Here is a 15,718-nt window from a genome sequence, read left to right on the forward strand (position 1 = left end):
GGTGTCACCGGCGCGCGAGAGCGGCGGTCAGGCGCCGGGCGATCCGCTCCGCGTCCCGGCCCACACCGCGCAGCGAGTTCGACGACAGACTGCGCTGCCACTCCAGCCCGACGAACGACAACCCCGGCACCCCGGCAGCGAGACCCTCGCGGTGTCGGGGGTTTCCGGCGGCGTCGAGGCCGGCGAGACAGGGCAGATCAGGGCAGTAGCCGGTGGCGAGCACGATCGCTTCGACCTCCTCCTGCTTCCCGTCCGGCCAGGTGAGCTCGGCCCCGTCGGCTCCGGCGAACAGCGGCCGCCGCTCCGGCAGCCCGGCGGCCAGGGCGGCCCGGTAGCGGCCGTCATCGAGCACCGGCTGCGCCGGCGGACGGGACAGCAGCCGCCCGAGTGCAGCGGTGTCCAGACCGGTACGTGTCAGCCACCAGTGCAGGTCACGACCGAGGACACGCTGGGCGGCGAACCTCACCGGCGCCCGGGTGGCGAGCGTGACGCGGGCGGACTTTGCGAGCTCGGCCGCGATCTGCGCCGCGGAGTTCCCCGCCCCGACGACGACCACCCGGCGGCCGGCGAACGGGGCCGGGCTGCGGTAGTCGGCGGCGTGAAGCACCTGACCGGCAAACTCCTCCAGACCCGGCAGCGCCGGCCGGTGCGGGCGCCCGAACGTCCCGGAGGCCGCCACAACGGCCCGCGCGGACAGCCGGCCGCCGTCCTTGAGGTCAACCTCGAAGCCGTCGCCGGTGCGGCGGACCGCGGTGACGCGGCACCCGGTGCGGATCTCGGCGTCCAGGCGGCCGGCGTAGGCGGTGAGGTAGGTGACCACCTCGTCGCGGTGCGGGTAGCGGTCACGGTCGGCGCCGGGGAACGGCATGCCGGGCAGTGAGCTGTGCCGGGCGGGCGAGAACAGCCTGAGGCTGTCGTAGTAGCGCGGCCACGACCCGGCCGTCTGACCGGACGCCTCCAGCACCACCGGCCGCAGCCCGCGTCGCAGCAGCGCATGCGCGGTGGCGAGCCCGGACTGACCGCCGCCGATGACAACCACGTCGATGTGCTCCACGAACAATCCCTCCTGGATTCGATGAATGTCTATGTTGACGCCCATCAATACAGGTGCCATGCTGGGCAGCGCAAGCCATCGACAGACGTCGAAACACGCAAGGAGTCGCCGTGAACGCGCCCGCCACCACCGAGCTGCCCGTCGTCGTCATCGGGGCCGGACCCGCGGGTCTGGCCGCCGCCGCCCACCTGATCGACCAGGGCCTTGAGCCCCTGCTCCTGGAGGCCGGGCCTGCTGCCGGCGCGGCGGTGCGCGAGTGGGCGCACGTGCGCCTGTTCTCCACCTGGGGGGAGGTCGTCGACCCGGCCGCCGAGAAGCTCCTGGCTCCCACCGGCTGGACACGCCCCGACCCGGTCACCTACCCCTCCGGCGGCGACTGGGCCGACCTCTACCTGCAGCCGCTCGCCGACATCCTCGGCGACCGCGTCCGCCTCGGCGCCACCGTCACCGGCGTGTCTCGGGCGGGCCGGGACCGCATTGTGGACGCCGACCGCGAGCAGCAGCCCTTCGTCGTGCACGTCGCCCACGCCGACGGCCGCGAGGAGCGTGTCTTCGCCCGCGCCGTCATCGACGCCTCCGGCACCTGGGCCACGCCCAGCCCGGCCGGCGGCAGCGGACTCCCGGCTCTTGGCGAGCGCGCCGCCGCGGACCGGATCACCTACCGCGTCCCGGACTCGAAGGACCCCGCCGTCCGCGCCCGCTACGCCGGCAAGCGCACCGCCGTCATCGGTTCCGGCGCCTCCGCCTTCACCGCCCTCGCCTGCCTCGCCGACCTCGCCAAGTCCGACGACGGCGCGGGAACGAAGGGGGTGTGGATCCTGCGCCGGGGCATCTCCGGCTCCACCTTCGGCGGCGGTGAAGCCGACCAGCTCCCGGCGCGCGGCGCGCTGGGCCTGGCGGCGAAGGCCGCCGTCGACGAGGGCCACGTGGACGCGGTCACCGGCTTCCGCACCGAGGCGATCGAGCGCGACACCGACGGACGCCTGGTCCTGGTCGCCGAGGACGGCCGCCGCCTCGACGCGGTCGACGAGGTGATCGTCCTGACCGGCTTCCGCCCCGACCTGTCCTTCCTCAACGAGCTGCGCCTGGGCCTCGACGAGCGCCTCCAGGCACCCGTCGAGCTGGCTCCGCTGATCGACCCCAACCAGCACTCCTGCGGCACCGTCTACCCGCACGGCCACCGCGAGCTCTCCCACCCGGAGCAGGGCGTGTACCTGGTCGGCATGAAGTCCTACGGCCGCGCCCCCACGTTCCTGGCGATGACCGGCTACGAGCAGGTCCGCTCCGTCGCCGCCGCGATCGCCGGCGACATCGAGGCCGCCGACCGCGTCGAACTCACCCTCCCCGAGACCGGAGTCTGCGGCGGAGCCGGCCTCTTCGACACCCCCGACGCCCAGGGCGCCGCCGGCGGCTGCTGCGCCCCCGCACCGCAGCTCGTCCAGATCGGCGCCCCCGCCCCGGTCGGGGCGGCCGACGAGCAGGCCCCGGCGGGCGGCTGCTGCGGCTCGTGACCGACCTGAACACCCCCACCCGCGGAGCCGCGACCGGAACAGGGGACCGGTCGCGGCCCCGCGCCGCACTGCCCGCCCTCTGCGCCACGCAGATCGTGAGCTGGGGCATCGTCTACTACGCCTTCCCCGTCCTCAATCCGCAGATCACCGCCGCGACCGGCTGGCCGGCCGGGGCCACCACCGCGGCGTTCTCCCTCGGCCTCGTCGTCTCCGCCCTCGCCGGGATCCGCGTCGGCCGCATCCTCGACCGGCGCGGCCCGCGCGCCGTCATGACCGTCGGCTCCGTGCTCGGCGTGCTCAGCCTGCTGATCGTGGCCGCGGCCCCTGATCTGCCGGTCTTCATCGCCGGTTGGGCGCTGGCCGGGCTCGCGATGGCGGCCACCTTCTACCAGCCCGCGTTCGCCGCGCTCACCCGCTGGTGGGCCCCCGACCACGTGCGCGCCCTGACGATCGTCACCCTTGCCGGCGGCCTCGCCTCCACCGTCTTCGCACCCCTGACCGCGACCCTCGCCGACCACCTGTCCTGGCGCCACACCTACCTCGTGCTCGCCGGCATCCTCGCCGCCGTCACCATCCCCACCCACTGCCTGGCTCTGCGCGCACCCTGGCCCGACGCCCCAGCCAGCCCCGCCCACCCGGCCACAGACGCTGCCGGCGTCCGACGCAGCCGACCGTTCCTCCTGCTCGCCACTGCCTTCACCCTGTCCGGCTTCGCGATGTACGCCGTCGTCGTCGCCCTCGTTCCCCTCCTCCTGGAACGCGGGTACACCACCAGCCAGGCCGCCTGGGCCCTCGGCATCGGCGGCGCCGGACAGACCCTCGGCCGCACCCTGTACGCCACACTCGCCCGCCGCACCACCGCCACCGCCCGCACAACGATCCTGATCGCACTCGGCGCCCTGACCACCGCCGCCTTCGCAGCCGCCCCCGGCCCGTACGCCCTGATCATCGCCGTGTCGGTCGTAGCCGGCATGGTCCGTGGCAACCTCACCCTCCTCCAGGCCACCGCCATCACCGACCGCTGGGGCACCACCCACTACGGGCACCTCTCCGGACTCCTCGCCGCACCCGCCCACACAGCGGCAGCACTCGCGCCGTTCGCCGGCGCCGCCCTGGCCGTGCCCCTCGGCGGCTACCGGCCCCTCTTCTTCCTCCTGGCCGCCGTCTCCCTAGGCGCCGCGCTCACCGCACCGTGGACGGCGACCGGCGCCGTACGCCGCCGATCCGGACGACGGCCCGCAGCCGTCACTGATCGCTCCGCAGAGTAACCGCGGAGGAACATCAGCGGCGGTTGCCGACAAACGTGATGATTTGCCAACTGCGCTGCGTCGTCACAGTGTTCCGGGTGTGAGGTGCCGGAACGCAGACCGAATGGGAGGGCCGATGGCACAGACGAAGACAGCCTCGCTCCGGTCTACGTGCGCTGGCAGATTGGCCGCAACCGCGAGCAGCTCGGGTGTGAGCGGCTGGAAGGCGTCGGGAAAGCTGTGGGACGGCGCCCTCGATGCCCAGCACGCCTTCGGCGACCTTGATAGGCACGAACCTCACCGAGCCCCTGAGACTTTTGGGCCGGGAAGGCTGGGGGCAGGCCCCGGCGGGGTTCGACGCCGTCACGCTCTATGCCTACTCGCTGTTCCAGCCGGACACCGCCGCCCGCGGCCGCGACGCCGCCCCCGTCCTGGGCAGCGCGGCCGGCCTCGCCGCCGAAGCGACCGTGTGCGCCCAGCTGCTCCAGACGGCCGCCGGCGGCGACAACCTGGTCCTCGAAGACCAGCTGTGGACCTGGGCCGAGGAACTCTGCCACCGCTGACCGAGCCCCAGCGTGGGGCTGCGGTCCTTCCCGGATGCGGAGGGATCCGCGGCCGCCGACGCGCTGGGTACGAGGGAGCGCCGAGCTGAGGATATTGACAATCGATTCCATCTGATCGAGACTCGCCACACATGGTCGACAATCGACCAAGCCGCCGGAGCTGCTCGGTTGAGGCACTAGGAGGACCAGTGGGATTCGATGTCAAGCCCAAGTTCGTGACGTTCGACATGAACGGAACGCTGATCAAGTTCAGCATCAACGACGCGATGCGGGAGGTCCTGGGCGACCGGCTGCCGGCCGAGAGCGCCGATGAGTTCCTGCGGATCTGCAAGGCGTACCGGATCGACGAGTGCACGGGCGCGTACCAGCCGTTCCACCAGGTCTTCGCCCGCTCCATGGAGCGGGCCCTGCGCAAGGTCGGTCTCGAGTTCCGCGAGGACGAGGCGCGCGCGGTGTACGAGCGCATCCCCACCTGGGGCCCGTACCCCGGTGTCACCGAGGCGCTGAACCGCCTGGCCGAGGCGGTCCCGCTGGTCATCATCACCAACAGCGACACCCCACACGCCGTGCGCCTCGCGGAGAACCTCAAGGCTCCGTTCGAGGTCGTCATCAGCGCCGAGGAGATGGGCGTCTACAAGCCCCGCCTCCGCGCCTTCGAGTACATGTTCGACAAGCTCGGCGTCACACCCGACGAGCTCGTGCACGTCTCCGCGAGCCCGATGTACGACCATCGCTCCGCGGCGATCATGGGCATCAAGAACAAGGTGTACGTCGACCGCGGCTGGGAGCACGACGAGCACTGGCTGGGCTACGAGCGGATCACCGACATTGCCGACCTCCCGGTCCTCTTCGGCCTCCAGCGTCCCTGACGCCTGAAACCGTGTCCTAACCGGTGAGGCGGACGAGGCGCTTGTAGTAACAGAGCGCGGCGGTCAGCCCGAGAAAGGCGAGGTAGTTGCGGGAATCACGCTGGTAGTGGTGGGTGATTCTGAGGTAGCCGGACAGCCACGGCATCGTCCGCTCGATCACCCACCTGCGGCGGCCAAGGCATTCGCTGGACTCGATTCCGCACTCGTCCGGCACCAACGGCTTGACCATCCGCCTATGTCAGGGGATTCCTGCCGGGTCGTCGGCCGACCTTCTCCGGTTGGCGGGGGTCGATCCTGCCCTACCCGGACGACTGTGGTCGCCGGATGCCGCGGGTCAGCAGGCTCACCATGACCAACCACGACCAGAAGAACATGATTTACGGGATGTGTCGGGCCAGTCCGGTCGCCCTGCCCATCAGCCATTCCAGCGGCCCGCGTTGGAAGAAGCGGGACCAGAGGGTGGCAAGGAGGGTGATGGACGCGATGAAGCCGAGCAGGATGTACAGCGGCGCGACGGGCAGTGCTTCGGTGTCCAGGAGCCAGATGGCGACGATGTGGTAGACGTACGCGGTCAGTGACATCGAGCCGACCGCGATGACGGGCGTGGCCAGGCGCCGCAGCCGGGGGAGAGCGTCCGTGGCGGCCAGGCACGCGATGATGACCAGGATCGCCACGCCGGTGTTGCCGACGATGGACAGGGTCGCCTCGCTGTGCGGGGAGGCGACCAGCATCCCGGCGGGGGTGTCGCCGAAGATGCCCTCGCTGCCGGGCGGCGCCGACGACATGGACGACATGCCAGGTCCCCCTGCGGTTTCCCGGACGGCTGCGGCCGCACCGGGCACGAGACGCAGCGCCAGCCAGGAGCCGCCATAGCCGGCGACGGCGAGGGCGACGCCGGCGAGGGCGAGACGTACACGGACAGCCGTGGCGGCCAGGTCGAGGCGGGCGACAGCCATACCGGCGATGACGAACGGGACCCAGGTCAGGGCCGGATAGCCGCCGGTGAAGAGCAGCGAGACGACGCCGTCGGCCTGGCCGGCGGTGGGAAATACGCGGCCTCCGACCACCGGCTTCAGCAGGTACAGCAACTGCGGGCCCACCAGAGCCCATGCCGCGGCGATCAACGCCAGCGGCTTGGCGCCCAGCCGGTGCAGCGGCAGCACGAGCAGGAAGAACAGTCCGTAGAAGGCGAGGATCGGCACGACCGGGGTGCCGGTCATGGTCAGGGCGGTGCCCAGGACCAGCAGGATCACGGCTCGGATGACGACCTTGGCGCCGGCCTGGCGGCCGGCCGTACCGGTCTCCGGCGTGCGGCGCCCGGTGATGAGGGCGACCGCGAAGCCGGCCAGGACGGCGAACAGGGCGGAGGAGCGGCCTTGCGCCAACTCCATCAGGAAGCCGATGACACCGCCCTGATCCGGGGCGGGACCTACGTGGACCGCGTACATGCCGAAGACGGCCAGGCCGCGGGCCAGGTCCAGACCGATCAGCCGGCCCATCCCGCGCGCACTGGTCGAGGTCTCACCACGCCCATGGTCAGGGGATGCGGCGTCGGCCGTGAGCAGTGTGGAGTCTGGGTGATGGGTCATGACCCTCAGGCTGGAGACCGGGCCGATCATGGAGTATCCGGCAGAAGGCTGCCGTGCCCCTGCCGACTGGTGAGTGCTACCCCGCCGTGTGGCTGGAGCTGCCGCTCGACGGGCCACCGGGACCGATCGGGGCTTTAGGGTCGAGTCGGCATCGGCCGGACGGCATGAATGAAGGTGAGGCGGAGCACGTGATCCGGGTAGTGGTGGTCGACGACGAGGCACTGGTCCGCTCGGGCTTCGAACTCATTCTGAACGCGTCCGAGGACATCGAGGTCGTCGCGACCGCGAGCGGCGGCGAAGCCGTCGAGACGGTCCGCCGGGAGCGGCCCGACGTGGTGCTGCTGGACATCCGGATGCCGGACGTCGACGGGCTCACCGTGCTGCGTGAACTGCGGAAGGCGCCGGACGCCCCGGTCGTGGCGATGCTGACCACCTTCGACGCCGACGAGTACATCCTGACCGCGCTGCACTGCGGCGCGGCCGGTTTCCTGCTCAAGGACACCGAGCCGGAGCAGCTCGCCCATCTGGTGCGCACCCTGGCCGCGGGCGGTGTGGTGCTCTCTCCCAAGGCGTCGCGGACACTGCTGCACAGCCACCCCCGCGCCGAGGCGGCCGTCGACGAGGACGCGGCACGGGTCCGGCTGCTCACCCCACGGGAACGCGACGTCCTCGTCCTGGTGGCGGAGGGCCTGTCGAACGCCGACATCGGCGCGCGCATCCACCTGGGTGCCGGCACGGTCAAGGACCATGTCAGCGCCATCCTCTCCAAGCTGCGGGTGTCGAGCCGGGTGCAGGCCGCGCTGCTGGCACAGCGGGCCGGACTGCTCGAGGAGCATGCGCGGGAGGTAGGCCGATGAGCCGCGCACGCGCCATGTGGCAGCGGATTCCCACGCCGGTCACCGACCTCGTCCTGGTGGCGGTGGCGGCCGTGGATGTATGGCTCAACATGGAGGAGCCCACGCCCCTCGAGCTCGCGCTGGCCGCTGTCGGCTGCACCGCGCTGGCCTTCAGGCGCCGCTTCCCGCTCGGCGTGTTCCTGCTGACCCTGCCCGTCGCGCTGATGCAGGATGTCGCCGTCGCTGTGCTCGCGGCGCTGTTCACCCTGGCCGAACGCTCCCGCAACCGCCGTCTCCTCGGCGTGTGCGTCGCCTTGGCCGCCGTCGCGAGCAGTACTCCGTGGCCCATGGCCGAGGTCGACCGGACCATGACACTGGTCTTCTTCGTGTACGGCCTGGCGACCGCCGCGGCCCCGGTCCTCTTCGGCCAGCTTCTCCAGGCGCAACGGGACCTGGCGCGGCGGCTGGCCGAGATCGAGGAGGCCAGGGAGCACGAGCGGGCCCTGCATGCCCAGGCAGTGCTCGCCCGCGAACGCGCCCAGCTGGCCCGCGAGATGCACGACGTCGTCTCCCACCAGGTCAGCCTGATCGCCGTACGGGCCGGGGCGCTTCAGGTCGCCGCCAAGGACGCGGACGCCAAGGAGGCCGCCCGCACGATCCGTTCGCTGAGCGTCACCACGCTCGACGAACTGCGCACCATGGTCACGCTGCTGCGCGCCTCCGGCGGCGACGCCACCGAGCTCACCCCGCAGCCGACCCTGGCCGACCTGCGCAAACTCGTGGAATCAAGCGGAACGCACGCACAGCTGACGGGCGAACTGCCGCCCACCGTGAGCACACCCGCCCAACGGGCCCTCTACCGCACGGTCCAGGAAGCGCTGACCAACGTCCGCAAGCACGCCCCCGGCGCCAGAGCGCGTGTCGAGCTGTGGCAGGCCGGCGACGGCATCGGAGTGACCGTCACCAACACCCCGCCCACCCGGCCTTCGCTGTCCCTGCCCGGTTCGCAGCAGGGCTTGGTCGGTCTGCGGGAACGGGCCGACATTCTGCACGGCACCCTGGAGGCGGGCCCGACCGCAGAGGGCGGCTACCGGGTGCGGCTGCGCATTCCCCTCAGCGCGGACTGACCGACCAGGCGGCCCGGGGAGGGGGGGCACAGCCGCCGCCCGGCCGCCTGCCACGGCACGCCGACTCATGCTGTGCCGTGGTGGTGACTGGATGAGCCCATCGGTCACGTCCAGACCGCATGCCGCGAATCGCGGTTCCGCTCGTTCGCCGCCAGCGGCGGGATGTCTCCCTGTCGCGGGACCCTTCAGACCGGTGTCGAGTCCTCGGTCCGTCGGCTGATCCGCGTGGATCTCGTACGCTCGCCGACGCCCGGGCCGACGCTCCGGCCGGCATCAGCGCCTGACGGAGGCCGGGCAGGGGGCAGGGACCGATACGCGGCCGACGATATCGGCCCCGCCCCCCTCAGCGGCATCCGCGACATCGCCGCGTCATTTCAGCAGGGTGCTGATGGGCGTAGCCATGGGCCCGGGACGAGGCGAGGGCGGTGAACAGGACCCATAGGGCGTCGTCCATGCGTGCCGCTCGAGTCGTCTCGCCGAACTGCGTGAGCGCGGCGACGACCGAACTCGACACCAGGAGCCCGTACACGCCGCCGAACAGCGTGGCCGGCTGGGCCGGCCAGTCCCACACCGCACCTCTGCGACGGATGGCGGACTCGGTGCGCATACGGGGCCTTTCACGGTCTTGGTGTGCGTGGGCGCCGGTGCTTGGGGTTGTCCGGCCGGGACCAATGCAGTGGACGACCGGACAACCCTGCGTGTGGTGCGTCATCGCGCGGGGGCCAGGAACTGGGTGGCCGCCAGTTGCGCGTACAGCCGGTCCTGGGCCACCAGTTCCTCGTGGGTGCCCACGGCCCGGACCTGTCCGCCGTCCATGACGACGATCCGGTCGGCACCGGTCACCGTCGACAGACGGTGGGCCACCACCAGCACGGTGGTCTCGCGGGCCACCTGCGCGACGACGTCCCGCAGCGCCAGCTCGTTGACGGCGTCGAGCTGCGAGGTCGCCTCGTCCAGCAACAGCAGGCGTGGCCTGCGCAACAGGGCGCGGGCGATGGCGACGCGCTGCCGCTCACCGCCCGACAGCTTCGAGCCGCGGTGTCCGACCGGGGTGTCCAGGCCGTGAGGCAGGCGCTCGACGAGGGTGTCGAGCCTCGTGCGGGCCAGGACGTCGCGGATGTCGTCGTCCGTGGCGCCGGGCGCGGCGAAGACGAGGTTCTCCCGCAACGTGCCGGCCAGCACCGGGGCGTCCTGCTCCACGTACCCGATGGTGGACCGCAGTTCGGACAGGGACCAGTCCCGTACGTCCTTGCCGTCGACCAGGACCCGGCCGCCGGTGGTCTCGTGGAACCGCTCGATGAGTGTGAACACGGTCGACTTGCCCGCACCGGAGGGGCCCACGAAGGCCGTCATCCCGGTGCCCGGTACCTCGAAGCTCACTCGCTGATGGACGTACGGTTGGCCCGGGCGGTAGCGGAAGGACACGTCCTCGAAGCGGACCGACGCCGGAGCCGGGACCGCTGCCCCCTGCCCGACCGACGCCGGACCCGGAACCGCTGCCCCCTGCCTGGGCAGGGCGCCCGCCGGCCGGTCTGCCGACTCCGTCGCCAGGCGTTCCACCTGAGCGATCCTCGACAGCGCGGCCGCCCCCTCCTGATAGGAGGACCCGGCTTCGATCAGCGTGGACACCGGCTCGATCAGGTAGAAGAGGTACAGCAGGAAGGCGATGAGGGTGGACACGGGGATCTCCCCGGACGCCACCCGCGCCCCGCCGACCGCGAGCACCGCGAGGAAGGCCAGCTGGACGGCGAGTTCGTCGGCCGAGCCCGCCACGGCCTCCCACTTCGCGCTCTTCACGCCGTGCCGCCACGCCCGCCGCGCCGCCGCCTCCACCCGGGCGCTCTCCCGCGCCTCGGCGCCGGACGCCTTCACGGTGCGAAACGCCCCCAGAGCCCGCTCCAGTGCGACGGAGACCTCCCCGACCGCCTTCTGCGCCCGCTCCGTCGCCCGCGCGATCTTCGGCATCACCAGCGTGACGCCCCCGCCGACCAGCACGATGACCCCGAGCGTCACACCCAGCAGCACGACGTCCAGGACCGCCATCATCACGATCGCCGCCACGAAGGCCACCGCGCCAGAGGCCGCGGAGACGACCGCCTGGGTACTGACCGCCCGCAGCAGCGTGGTGTCGGAAGTGACCCGGGACATCAGATCGCCCGGCGGGATCCGCTCGAACTCCGCGATCCGCAGCCGCAGCAACCGCCCCACCAGGGTGCGCCGCGCGGCCAGGACCACCGACTCCGCCGTCCGCTCCAGCACATACGCGCCGAGCGCCTCGACCGCCGTGCCCGCCACCACCAGCACGGTGAGCGCGATCAGGATCCCGGCGATGGTCTCACCGGAGGCGAGCCGGTCGACCAGCACCTTCGTGGCCAGCGGCTGCAGCAGCCCCCCGGCGGCACCGACCAGGGCACACAGCAGACCGAGGACGACGGCCCACCGGTGCGGCCGCACATACGCGTACAGCGCCCTGGCCGTCTCCCGGGCGGACAGGGAGGTCTCATGGGGCTCATCCGTCGTCGGGGCGGATGCGGTGTTCACGAAATTCCTTTCTTCTGCGGTCCGCCCGGCACCGCGTCGGCGGCGCCGGGCGGACCGGGCGTGATCGTGTGCCGGCTCAGCGGACGAGTCCGGCTGCGCTCGCGGCGAAGGCGCTCAGCAGCACTTCGGGGACGTCAGGTCGCACGACGGGCAGGACGAGGTTCGCCCGCCGCCGGCATCAGGCCGAGGAACTCCGCAAACCCGCCCGTGTGGACGGCGTCACGGCCCGGCACATCGGCTCATGACGCGACAAGGGCGTCGGGCTCCTTGGTGTCGCGCACGGTCTGTCATGCCTCCAGCCTGGAATCCGGGCTTGCGGGCGCCCATCCGGCAACCGTCGGGTCCACCCCCGCCGAGTGGCTGAAGAAGATCGTCGTCGAGTCGCACCGGTTCGCACCGGACAGGCCGGACGTAGGACTCCGCCGGTCGGCGGGGCGGTACCCGCCGACCGGCGGGGCCGTTACCGAAGCCTGCCGGATGGCCTCCCGCCCGGCGGCGACGCGAGAGTCTCCACATGCCACAGACACCAACGACACCGCAGGGCACGTCAGCCCCGCAGGAGAACTCGCCTCCGCCGCCCCGGACATCCCCCGAGCCCGCTGTGCCGGCCTCGCCCGGTACCTCGATGGGACGCCTCGTCGGGGTGGACCTGGCCCGCGCGCTGGCGGTGTTCGGCATGTACATCGTGCACATCGGCCCCCCGCTGTCCGCCACGACCGGTGTCGGCAGCTGGATCCGGTACATGGCGGACGGTCACTCCTCGGTCCTGTTCGCCACCCTCGCCGGGTTCTCACTGATGCTGCTCGCCGGCCGCCGCGAGCCCAAGACCGGCCTGGCGGGCCGACAGGCGAAGGCCCGGATCGCGATCCGCGCCGTGGTCCTGCTGGCGCTGGGCACCGTGATGGCGATGGAGTACGGGGGAGTGATCATCCTCGGCTTCTACGGGGTCTACTTCCTCCTCGCCCTGCCCCTGGTGCGGCTGAGCGCCAAGACGCTCGCGATCATCGCGGCCGCGTTCGCCCTCGTCGCACCGCAGCTGGCGTTCGCCCTGACCTCGCTGCTGACTCCGTCGGTCCAGGAGAGCATCAACGCCTACGACCCGCTCCGCCACCTCAGCGAGGTGGGAGTGCTCGATCTGCTGCTCACCGGCTTCTACCCGGCGCTCACCTGGATGTCGTACGTGATCGCGGGTATGGCGCTGGGCCGCCTCGACCTGTCCTTGGGCACGGTCCGGCGGCGCCTGGCCGCGCTCGGTGCCTCCCTCACCGTGGCCGCGTACGGCATGTCCTTGCTGCTCGCCGGCAAGAACGCGCTGAGGAGCACGGCGGAAGACGGGTCGTCGTCCTCCGGCTCCGGTTCGATGCCCTCCGGCAGCGGGTCGATGCCCCCCGACGGCGGGTCGTTCCCCGACATGCCGGCGTCGTCGCTCCTGTCGGCCGGGCCGCACAGCGGCACCACGTTCGACATCATCGGCAGCGCCGGAGTCGCGATCCTCGTGATCGTGGGCGCGACGGTGCTGATGGACCGCCTGCCGCGACTGCGCCGTCTGGCGAAGCCGGTCATCGCCGTGGGCACCATGTCCCTGACCGCCTACGTCGGCCACTTCGTCGCACAGTCCGTGCTGTCCACGCCCGCCGGGACCAGCACTCAGCAGTCATGGTTGCCGCTGATCATGTACGTCCTCGGGGCGATCGTGTTCGCCACGATCTGGTCCCGCTTCTTCCGCCGCGGCCCCCTGGAGTACCTGCTCAACGCCGCCACCAAGCCGGCGAAGCACATCCGATGACACCTGGCCGGGTGGGACGCCTCCACGCCCCACCCGGCCTGGACCGCTCACGGATCCAGCACAACGCCCAGTCTTCGCAGGCTCCCACCCGTAAGCCCTGTTCGTCGCCGAAAGGTGCACCGAGCGCCCGCCGGTCCCTGCCCATGCTGACTCACTCGCGGTCTTCGGCTTTCCCCGATGCCGTGAGCGTGTGCAGGACGGCTCGACTACGGACAACTGGCGCAGCGCCGCCTCGAACTCGAAGCGCCCGCGCCGAAGGACGTGGCACAGGCGCCCCGGGGATGTTGTGACGCTTAAGGAAGTGCGTCACCCCGCATGCTGGAGGGTGGCGGCGGTCAGTCAGGCGTTCCCGCGCCGATGACCACGGCGTCGGTCGCCGGGCTCACTGCTCGGCGGCCTCTCGGGCGATCTTCTCGAACTGGGCGCCCATGGCCTCGGACAGCGCGTGGGCGGCCGACAGAGGGCGCACCATCACCGTGAAGTCGTCGATCTTGCCGTCCTCGTCGAAGTGCAGGAGGTCGCAGCCCTGGAGCTTCTTTCCGGCGACGCTCGCGGTGAAGACGAACGCGTGGTCGCGGCCGTCGGGGTTCGCGATCTCCCGGACGTAGGTGAAGTCTTCGAAGACCTGTGTCACGGCGCGCAGGATCGCGGTGGTGATCGCCTTGCCCGGGTACGGCTTGAAGGCGACCGGGCTGGTGAAGACGACGTCGTCGGCCAGAAGGGCGGCCACGGCGTCCAGGTCACCGTTCTCGACGGCCTTGCGGAAGGGGTGCATGATCCACCTCGATATTCAACAAGTTGCATATGTGCAGAGGAGACTAGAGGCGACTCCGTTGCTTGTCGAGGGTGCGGCGCTTCGGGAGTGCTCATCACCGAACACTCGCTGGGCCGTACCTTGCTCCCATGGGATTGCGGAACGCGGTGATGGCCGCGCTGCTGGAGGGCGAGGCGTCCGGTTACGACCTTGCGAAAGGCTTCGACGCGACGGTCGCGAACTTCTGGACGGCGACACCTCAGCAGCTCTATCGAGAGCTGGAGCGTATGGAGGCCGAGGGGCTGGTCACCGCTCGCCTCGTCGAGCAGCGGCATCGTCCCAACAAACGGCTGTTCTCCCTGACGGAGGCCGGGCGGGAGGCGGTGCGCGCATACACGGCCGAGCCGCCGGGTCGGCCAGCGGTCATCAGGGACGAACTGCTGGTCAAGGTGCAGTGCGCGGACGCCGGCGACGTCGAGGCGGTGCGCGCCGCCGTCGTCGAACGCATGGAATGGGCCACGGCCAAGCTGGCCCGCTACGAGAGAATCCGGCAACGACTGCTGGGCGGCCGCTCGGAGGAGGCGTACTTCGCCGAAGCCGAGCGTATCGGCCCGTACCTCACTCTGCTGCGCGGGATGTCGTTCGAGCGGGAGAACCTCCAGTGGGGCGACATGGCGTTGCGCAGGCTCGACCAGCGCGCCAAGATGATTACTCAAAAAATTGACTAGAGTGGTGGCCTCTTCCGGTGATCGCAACAAGGAGTCAGCCGCTCATGTCAGGCACTGAGACCCGCTATCTGCGCTTCGTGGCCCTGGGTGACAGTCACACCGAAGGGGTCGGCGACGGCGACGATCTGACAGGCCTGCGCGGGTGGGCCGACCGGCTCGCCGAGCACCTGGCCCGCCACAGCCCGCAGCTCCAGTACGCCAATCTCGCAGTACGAGGCCGTCTGGCCGGGCAGGTCCACGCGGAGCAGCTGCCCGCGGCGCTCGCGCTGCGGCCGGACTTCGCCACGGTCGTGGCCGGAGTCAACGACATGCTGCGCCCCCGCTTCGATCCCGATGAGGTGGCCGCGCATCTGGAGGCGATGTTCGCCGCGCTCACCAGCCAGGGGGCGCGCGTGGCGACACTCACCATTCCCGACATCACGCGCCTCACTCCACTGGCCCGTCCGCTCCGGCCGCGTCTTGAGGCACTGAACCACCGCGTCCGCGCGGCGGCGCACCGGCATGGTGTCGTCGTCGCCGACGTCACTCTGTATCCGGTGGCCACGGATCCACGCCTGTGGAGTCATGACCGCCTCCACTCGAGCCCACTCGGCCATGAGCGGATCGCGGCGGCGCTCGCTCACTCGCTCAACCTTCCGGACACCGACGACTCCTGGACGCACCCGTTGCCCGTCCTGCCTGTTGGCCGGGCACGCTTCTTGCGTGCCGCGTCAGCCGAGGTGCGCTGGGTCGCCGGATTCCTAGGTCCGTGGATCGGCAGGCGTGCGCGTGGGCGTTCCTCCGGAGACGGCCGCGTGGCCAAACGCCCGGAGCTCCTGTCCATCGGCAGCTCCGGCCAACACCTCGACCGTGCCTTCCAGCGTGCACAAGAGCCCTCCGCCGACCTGGCAGACGCCTCGGAGTAGCGAGATCCGTTTGTCCGGGCTTCACGACCGCCTCGACGGTCATGGGTGCCTGCGCGCGCCCGAGCGTGCGGGCGAGAGCACTGGCGGCGAACGCCGACTCCGGCTCCATCACCTCCCGCACCGTGTCCAGCAGTTCGGCCCGCCCGCGGACCGTCAGCGCCCTTGCTGTTGCCCAGCTCGGCGATGATCCGCACGAACCGGGCCCGGG

At 71.3% G+C, this 15,718-nt stretch carries 14 protein-coding genes and 1 pseudogene; 9 read left to right on the forward strand and 6 right to left on the reverse strand.

Annotated features, from left to right (window positions below; translation table 11 throughout):
• Window positions 1-4: 4 nt before the first annotated feature.
• A complete protein-coding gene (locus tag AC0665_RS36660) occupies window positions 5-1,054 on the reverse strand; it encodes a flavin-containing monooxygenase (RefSeq protein WP_478706712.1) in 1,050 nt (349 codons plus the stop codon).
• A 110-nt stretch (window positions 1,055-1,164) separates the two neighbouring features.
• Here AC0665_RS36660 and AC0665_RS36665 point away from each other — a divergent pair, with 110 nt between their 5' ends.
• The 4 genes from AC0665_RS36665 (at window position 1,165) to AC0665_RS36680 (ending at window position 5,244) form a co-directional block, all read left to right on the forward strand.
• Window positions 1,165-2,565 carry an NAD(P)-binding domain-containing protein gene (locus AC0665_RS36665; protein ID WP_478706713.1) on the forward strand — a complete coding sequence of 467 codons (1,401 nt, stop codon included), beginning with the start codon at window positions 1,165-1,167 and terminating at the stop codon, window positions 2,563-2,565.
• Window positions 2,562-3,833 carry an MFS transporter gene (locus AC0665_RS36670; protein ID WP_478610786.1) on the forward strand — a complete coding sequence of 424 codons (1,272 nt, stop codon included), beginning with the start codon at window positions 2,562-2,564 and terminating at the stop codon, window positions 3,831-3,833. Before AC0665_RS36665 ends, AC0665_RS36670 begins: the two co-directional genes overlap by 4 nt.
• A 236-nt stretch (window positions 3,834-4,069) precedes the next feature.
• Complete coding sequence (locus AC0665_RS36675; RefSeq protein ID WP_478706714.1) at window positions 4,070-4,375, forward strand: hypothetical protein; 306 nt, start codon at window positions 4,070-4,072, stop codon at window positions 4,373-4,375.
• Between the two features lie 188 nt (window positions 4,376-4,563).
• On the forward strand, window positions 4,564-5,244 hold the full coding sequence (locus AC0665_RS36680; RefSeq protein WP_478706715.1) for a haloacid dehalogenase type II: 681 nt from the start codon (window positions 4,564-4,566) through the stop codon (window positions 5,242-5,244).
• A 16-nt stretch (window positions 5,245-5,260) separates the two neighbouring features.
• On the opposite strand, the pseudogene AC0665_RS36685 reads toward AC0665_RS36680, so the two are convergent.
• Window positions 5,261-5,443, reverse strand: a pseudogene (locus AC0665_RS36685) (IS5/IS1182 family transposase); the annotation flags it as partial.
• A gap of 178 nt (window positions 5,444-5,621) precedes the next feature.
• A complete protein-coding gene (locus AC0665_RS36690; RefSeq protein ID WP_478706716.1) occupies window positions 5,622-6,833 on the reverse strand; it encodes a DUF418 domain-containing protein in 1,212 nt (403 codons plus the stop codon).
• A 164-nt stretch (window positions 6,834-6,997) separates the two neighbouring features.
• On the opposite strand from AC0665_RS36690, the gene AC0665_RS36695 reads away from it, so the two are divergent.
• Entirely contained in the window at window positions 6,998-7,690 is a 693-nt protein-coding gene (locus tag AC0665_RS36695; RefSeq protein ID WP_478706717.1) for a response regulator, read from the forward strand.
• A complete protein-coding gene (locus AC0665_RS36700) occupies window positions 7,687-8,796 on the forward strand; it encodes a sensor histidine kinase (protein ID WP_478610801.1) in 1,110 nt (369 codons plus the stop codon). Before AC0665_RS36695 ends, AC0665_RS36700 begins: the two co-directional genes overlap by 4 nt.
• A 343-nt stretch (window positions 8,797-9,139) precedes the next feature.
• On the opposite strand, the gene AC0665_RS36705 is transcribed toward AC0665_RS36700, so the two are convergent.
• Together AC0665_RS36705 and AC0665_RS36710 are read right to left on the reverse strand one after the other, a co-directional pair.
• A complete protein-coding gene (locus AC0665_RS36705; protein WP_478610804.1) occupies window positions 9,140-9,403 on the reverse strand; it encodes a hypothetical protein in 264 nt (87 codons plus the stop codon).
• 101 nt (window positions 9,404-9,504) lie between these two features.
• Window positions 9,505-11,337 carry an ABC transporter ATP-binding protein gene (locus AC0665_RS36710; protein WP_478706718.1) on the reverse strand — a complete coding sequence of 611 codons (1,833 nt, stop codon included), beginning with the start codon at window positions 11,335-11,337 and terminating at the stop codon, window positions 9,505-9,507.
• Window positions 11,338-11,962: 625 nt separating this feature from the next.
• On the opposite strand from AC0665_RS36710, the gene AC0665_RS36715 reads away from it, so the two are divergent.
• On the forward strand, window positions 11,963-13,123 hold the full coding sequence (locus tag AC0665_RS36715) for a DUF418 domain-containing protein (protein ID WP_478610810.1): 1,161 nt from the start codon (window positions 11,963-11,965) through the stop codon (window positions 13,121-13,123).
• Between the two features lie 382 nt (window positions 13,124-13,505).
• On the opposite strand, the gene AC0665_RS36720 is transcribed toward AC0665_RS36715, so the two are convergent.
• Window positions 13,506-13,898 carry a nuclear transport factor 2 family protein gene (locus AC0665_RS36720; protein WP_478610813.1) on the reverse strand — a complete coding sequence of 131 codons (393 nt, stop codon included), beginning with the start codon at window positions 13,896-13,898 and terminating at the stop codon, window positions 13,506-13,508.
• A 128-nt stretch (window positions 13,899-14,026) separates the two neighbouring features.
• Between AC0665_RS36720 and AC0665_RS36725 the strand changes: the two genes are divergently transcribed.
• Window positions 14,027-14,605 carry a PadR family transcriptional regulator gene (locus AC0665_RS36725; protein WP_478610816.1) on the forward strand — a complete coding sequence of 193 codons (579 nt, stop codon included), beginning with the start codon at window positions 14,027-14,029 and terminating at the stop codon, window positions 14,603-14,605.
• 44 nt (window positions 14,606-14,649) lie between these two features.
• Window positions 14,650-15,510: an SGNH/GDSL hydrolase family protein gene (locus AC0665_RS36730; RefSeq protein WP_478610818.1), complete on the forward strand. Its 861-nt coding sequence runs from the start codon at window positions 14,650-14,652 to the stop codon at window positions 15,508-15,510.
• Window positions 15,511-15,718: the final 208 nt, after the last annotated feature.

The sequence above is a fragment of the Streptomyces sp. NPDC043685 genome (genome assembly GCF_056436585.1).

What these genes read in the sequence shown, in the direction of transcription:
- AC0665_RS36675 (WP_478706714.1), top strand. Translation starts at nt 4,070, where the DNA reads ATGCCCAGCACGCCTTCGGCGACCTTGATAGGCACGAACCTCACCGAG.
- AC0665_RS36690 (WP_478706716.1), bottom strand. Translation starts at nt 6,833, where the DNA reads ATGACCCATCACCCAGACTCCACACTGCTCACGGCCGACGCCGCATCC.
- AC0665_RS36695 (WP_478706717.1), top strand. Translation starts at nt 6,998, where the DNA reads ATGAATGAAGGTGAGGCGGAGCACGTGATCCGGGTAGTGGTGGTCGAC.
- AC0665_RS36700 (WP_478610801.1), top strand. Translation starts at nt 7,687, where the DNA reads ATGAGCCGCGCACGCGCCATGTGGCAGCGGATTCCCACGCCGGTCACC.
- AC0665_RS36705 (WP_478610804.1), bottom strand. Translation starts at nt 9,403, where the DNA reads ATGCGCACCGAGTCCGCCATCCGTCGCAGAGGTGCGGTGTGGGACTGG.
- AC0665_RS36715 (WP_478610810.1), top strand. Translation starts at nt 11,963, where the DNA reads ATGGGACGCCTCGTCGGGGTGGACCTGGCCCGCGCGCTGGCGGTGTTC.
- AC0665_RS36720 (WP_478610813.1), bottom strand. Translation starts at nt 13,898, where the DNA reads ATGCACCCCTTCCGCAAGGCCGTCGAGAACGGTGACCTGGACGCCGTG.
- AC0665_RS36725 (WP_478610816.1), top strand. Translation starts at nt 14,027, where the DNA reads ATGGGATTGCGGAACGCGGTGATGGCCGCGCTGCTGGAGGGCGAGGCG.
- AC0665_RS36730 (WP_478610818.1), top strand. Translation starts at nt 14,650, where the DNA reads ATGTCAGGCACTGAGACCCGCTATCTGCGCTTCGTGGCCCTGGGTGAC.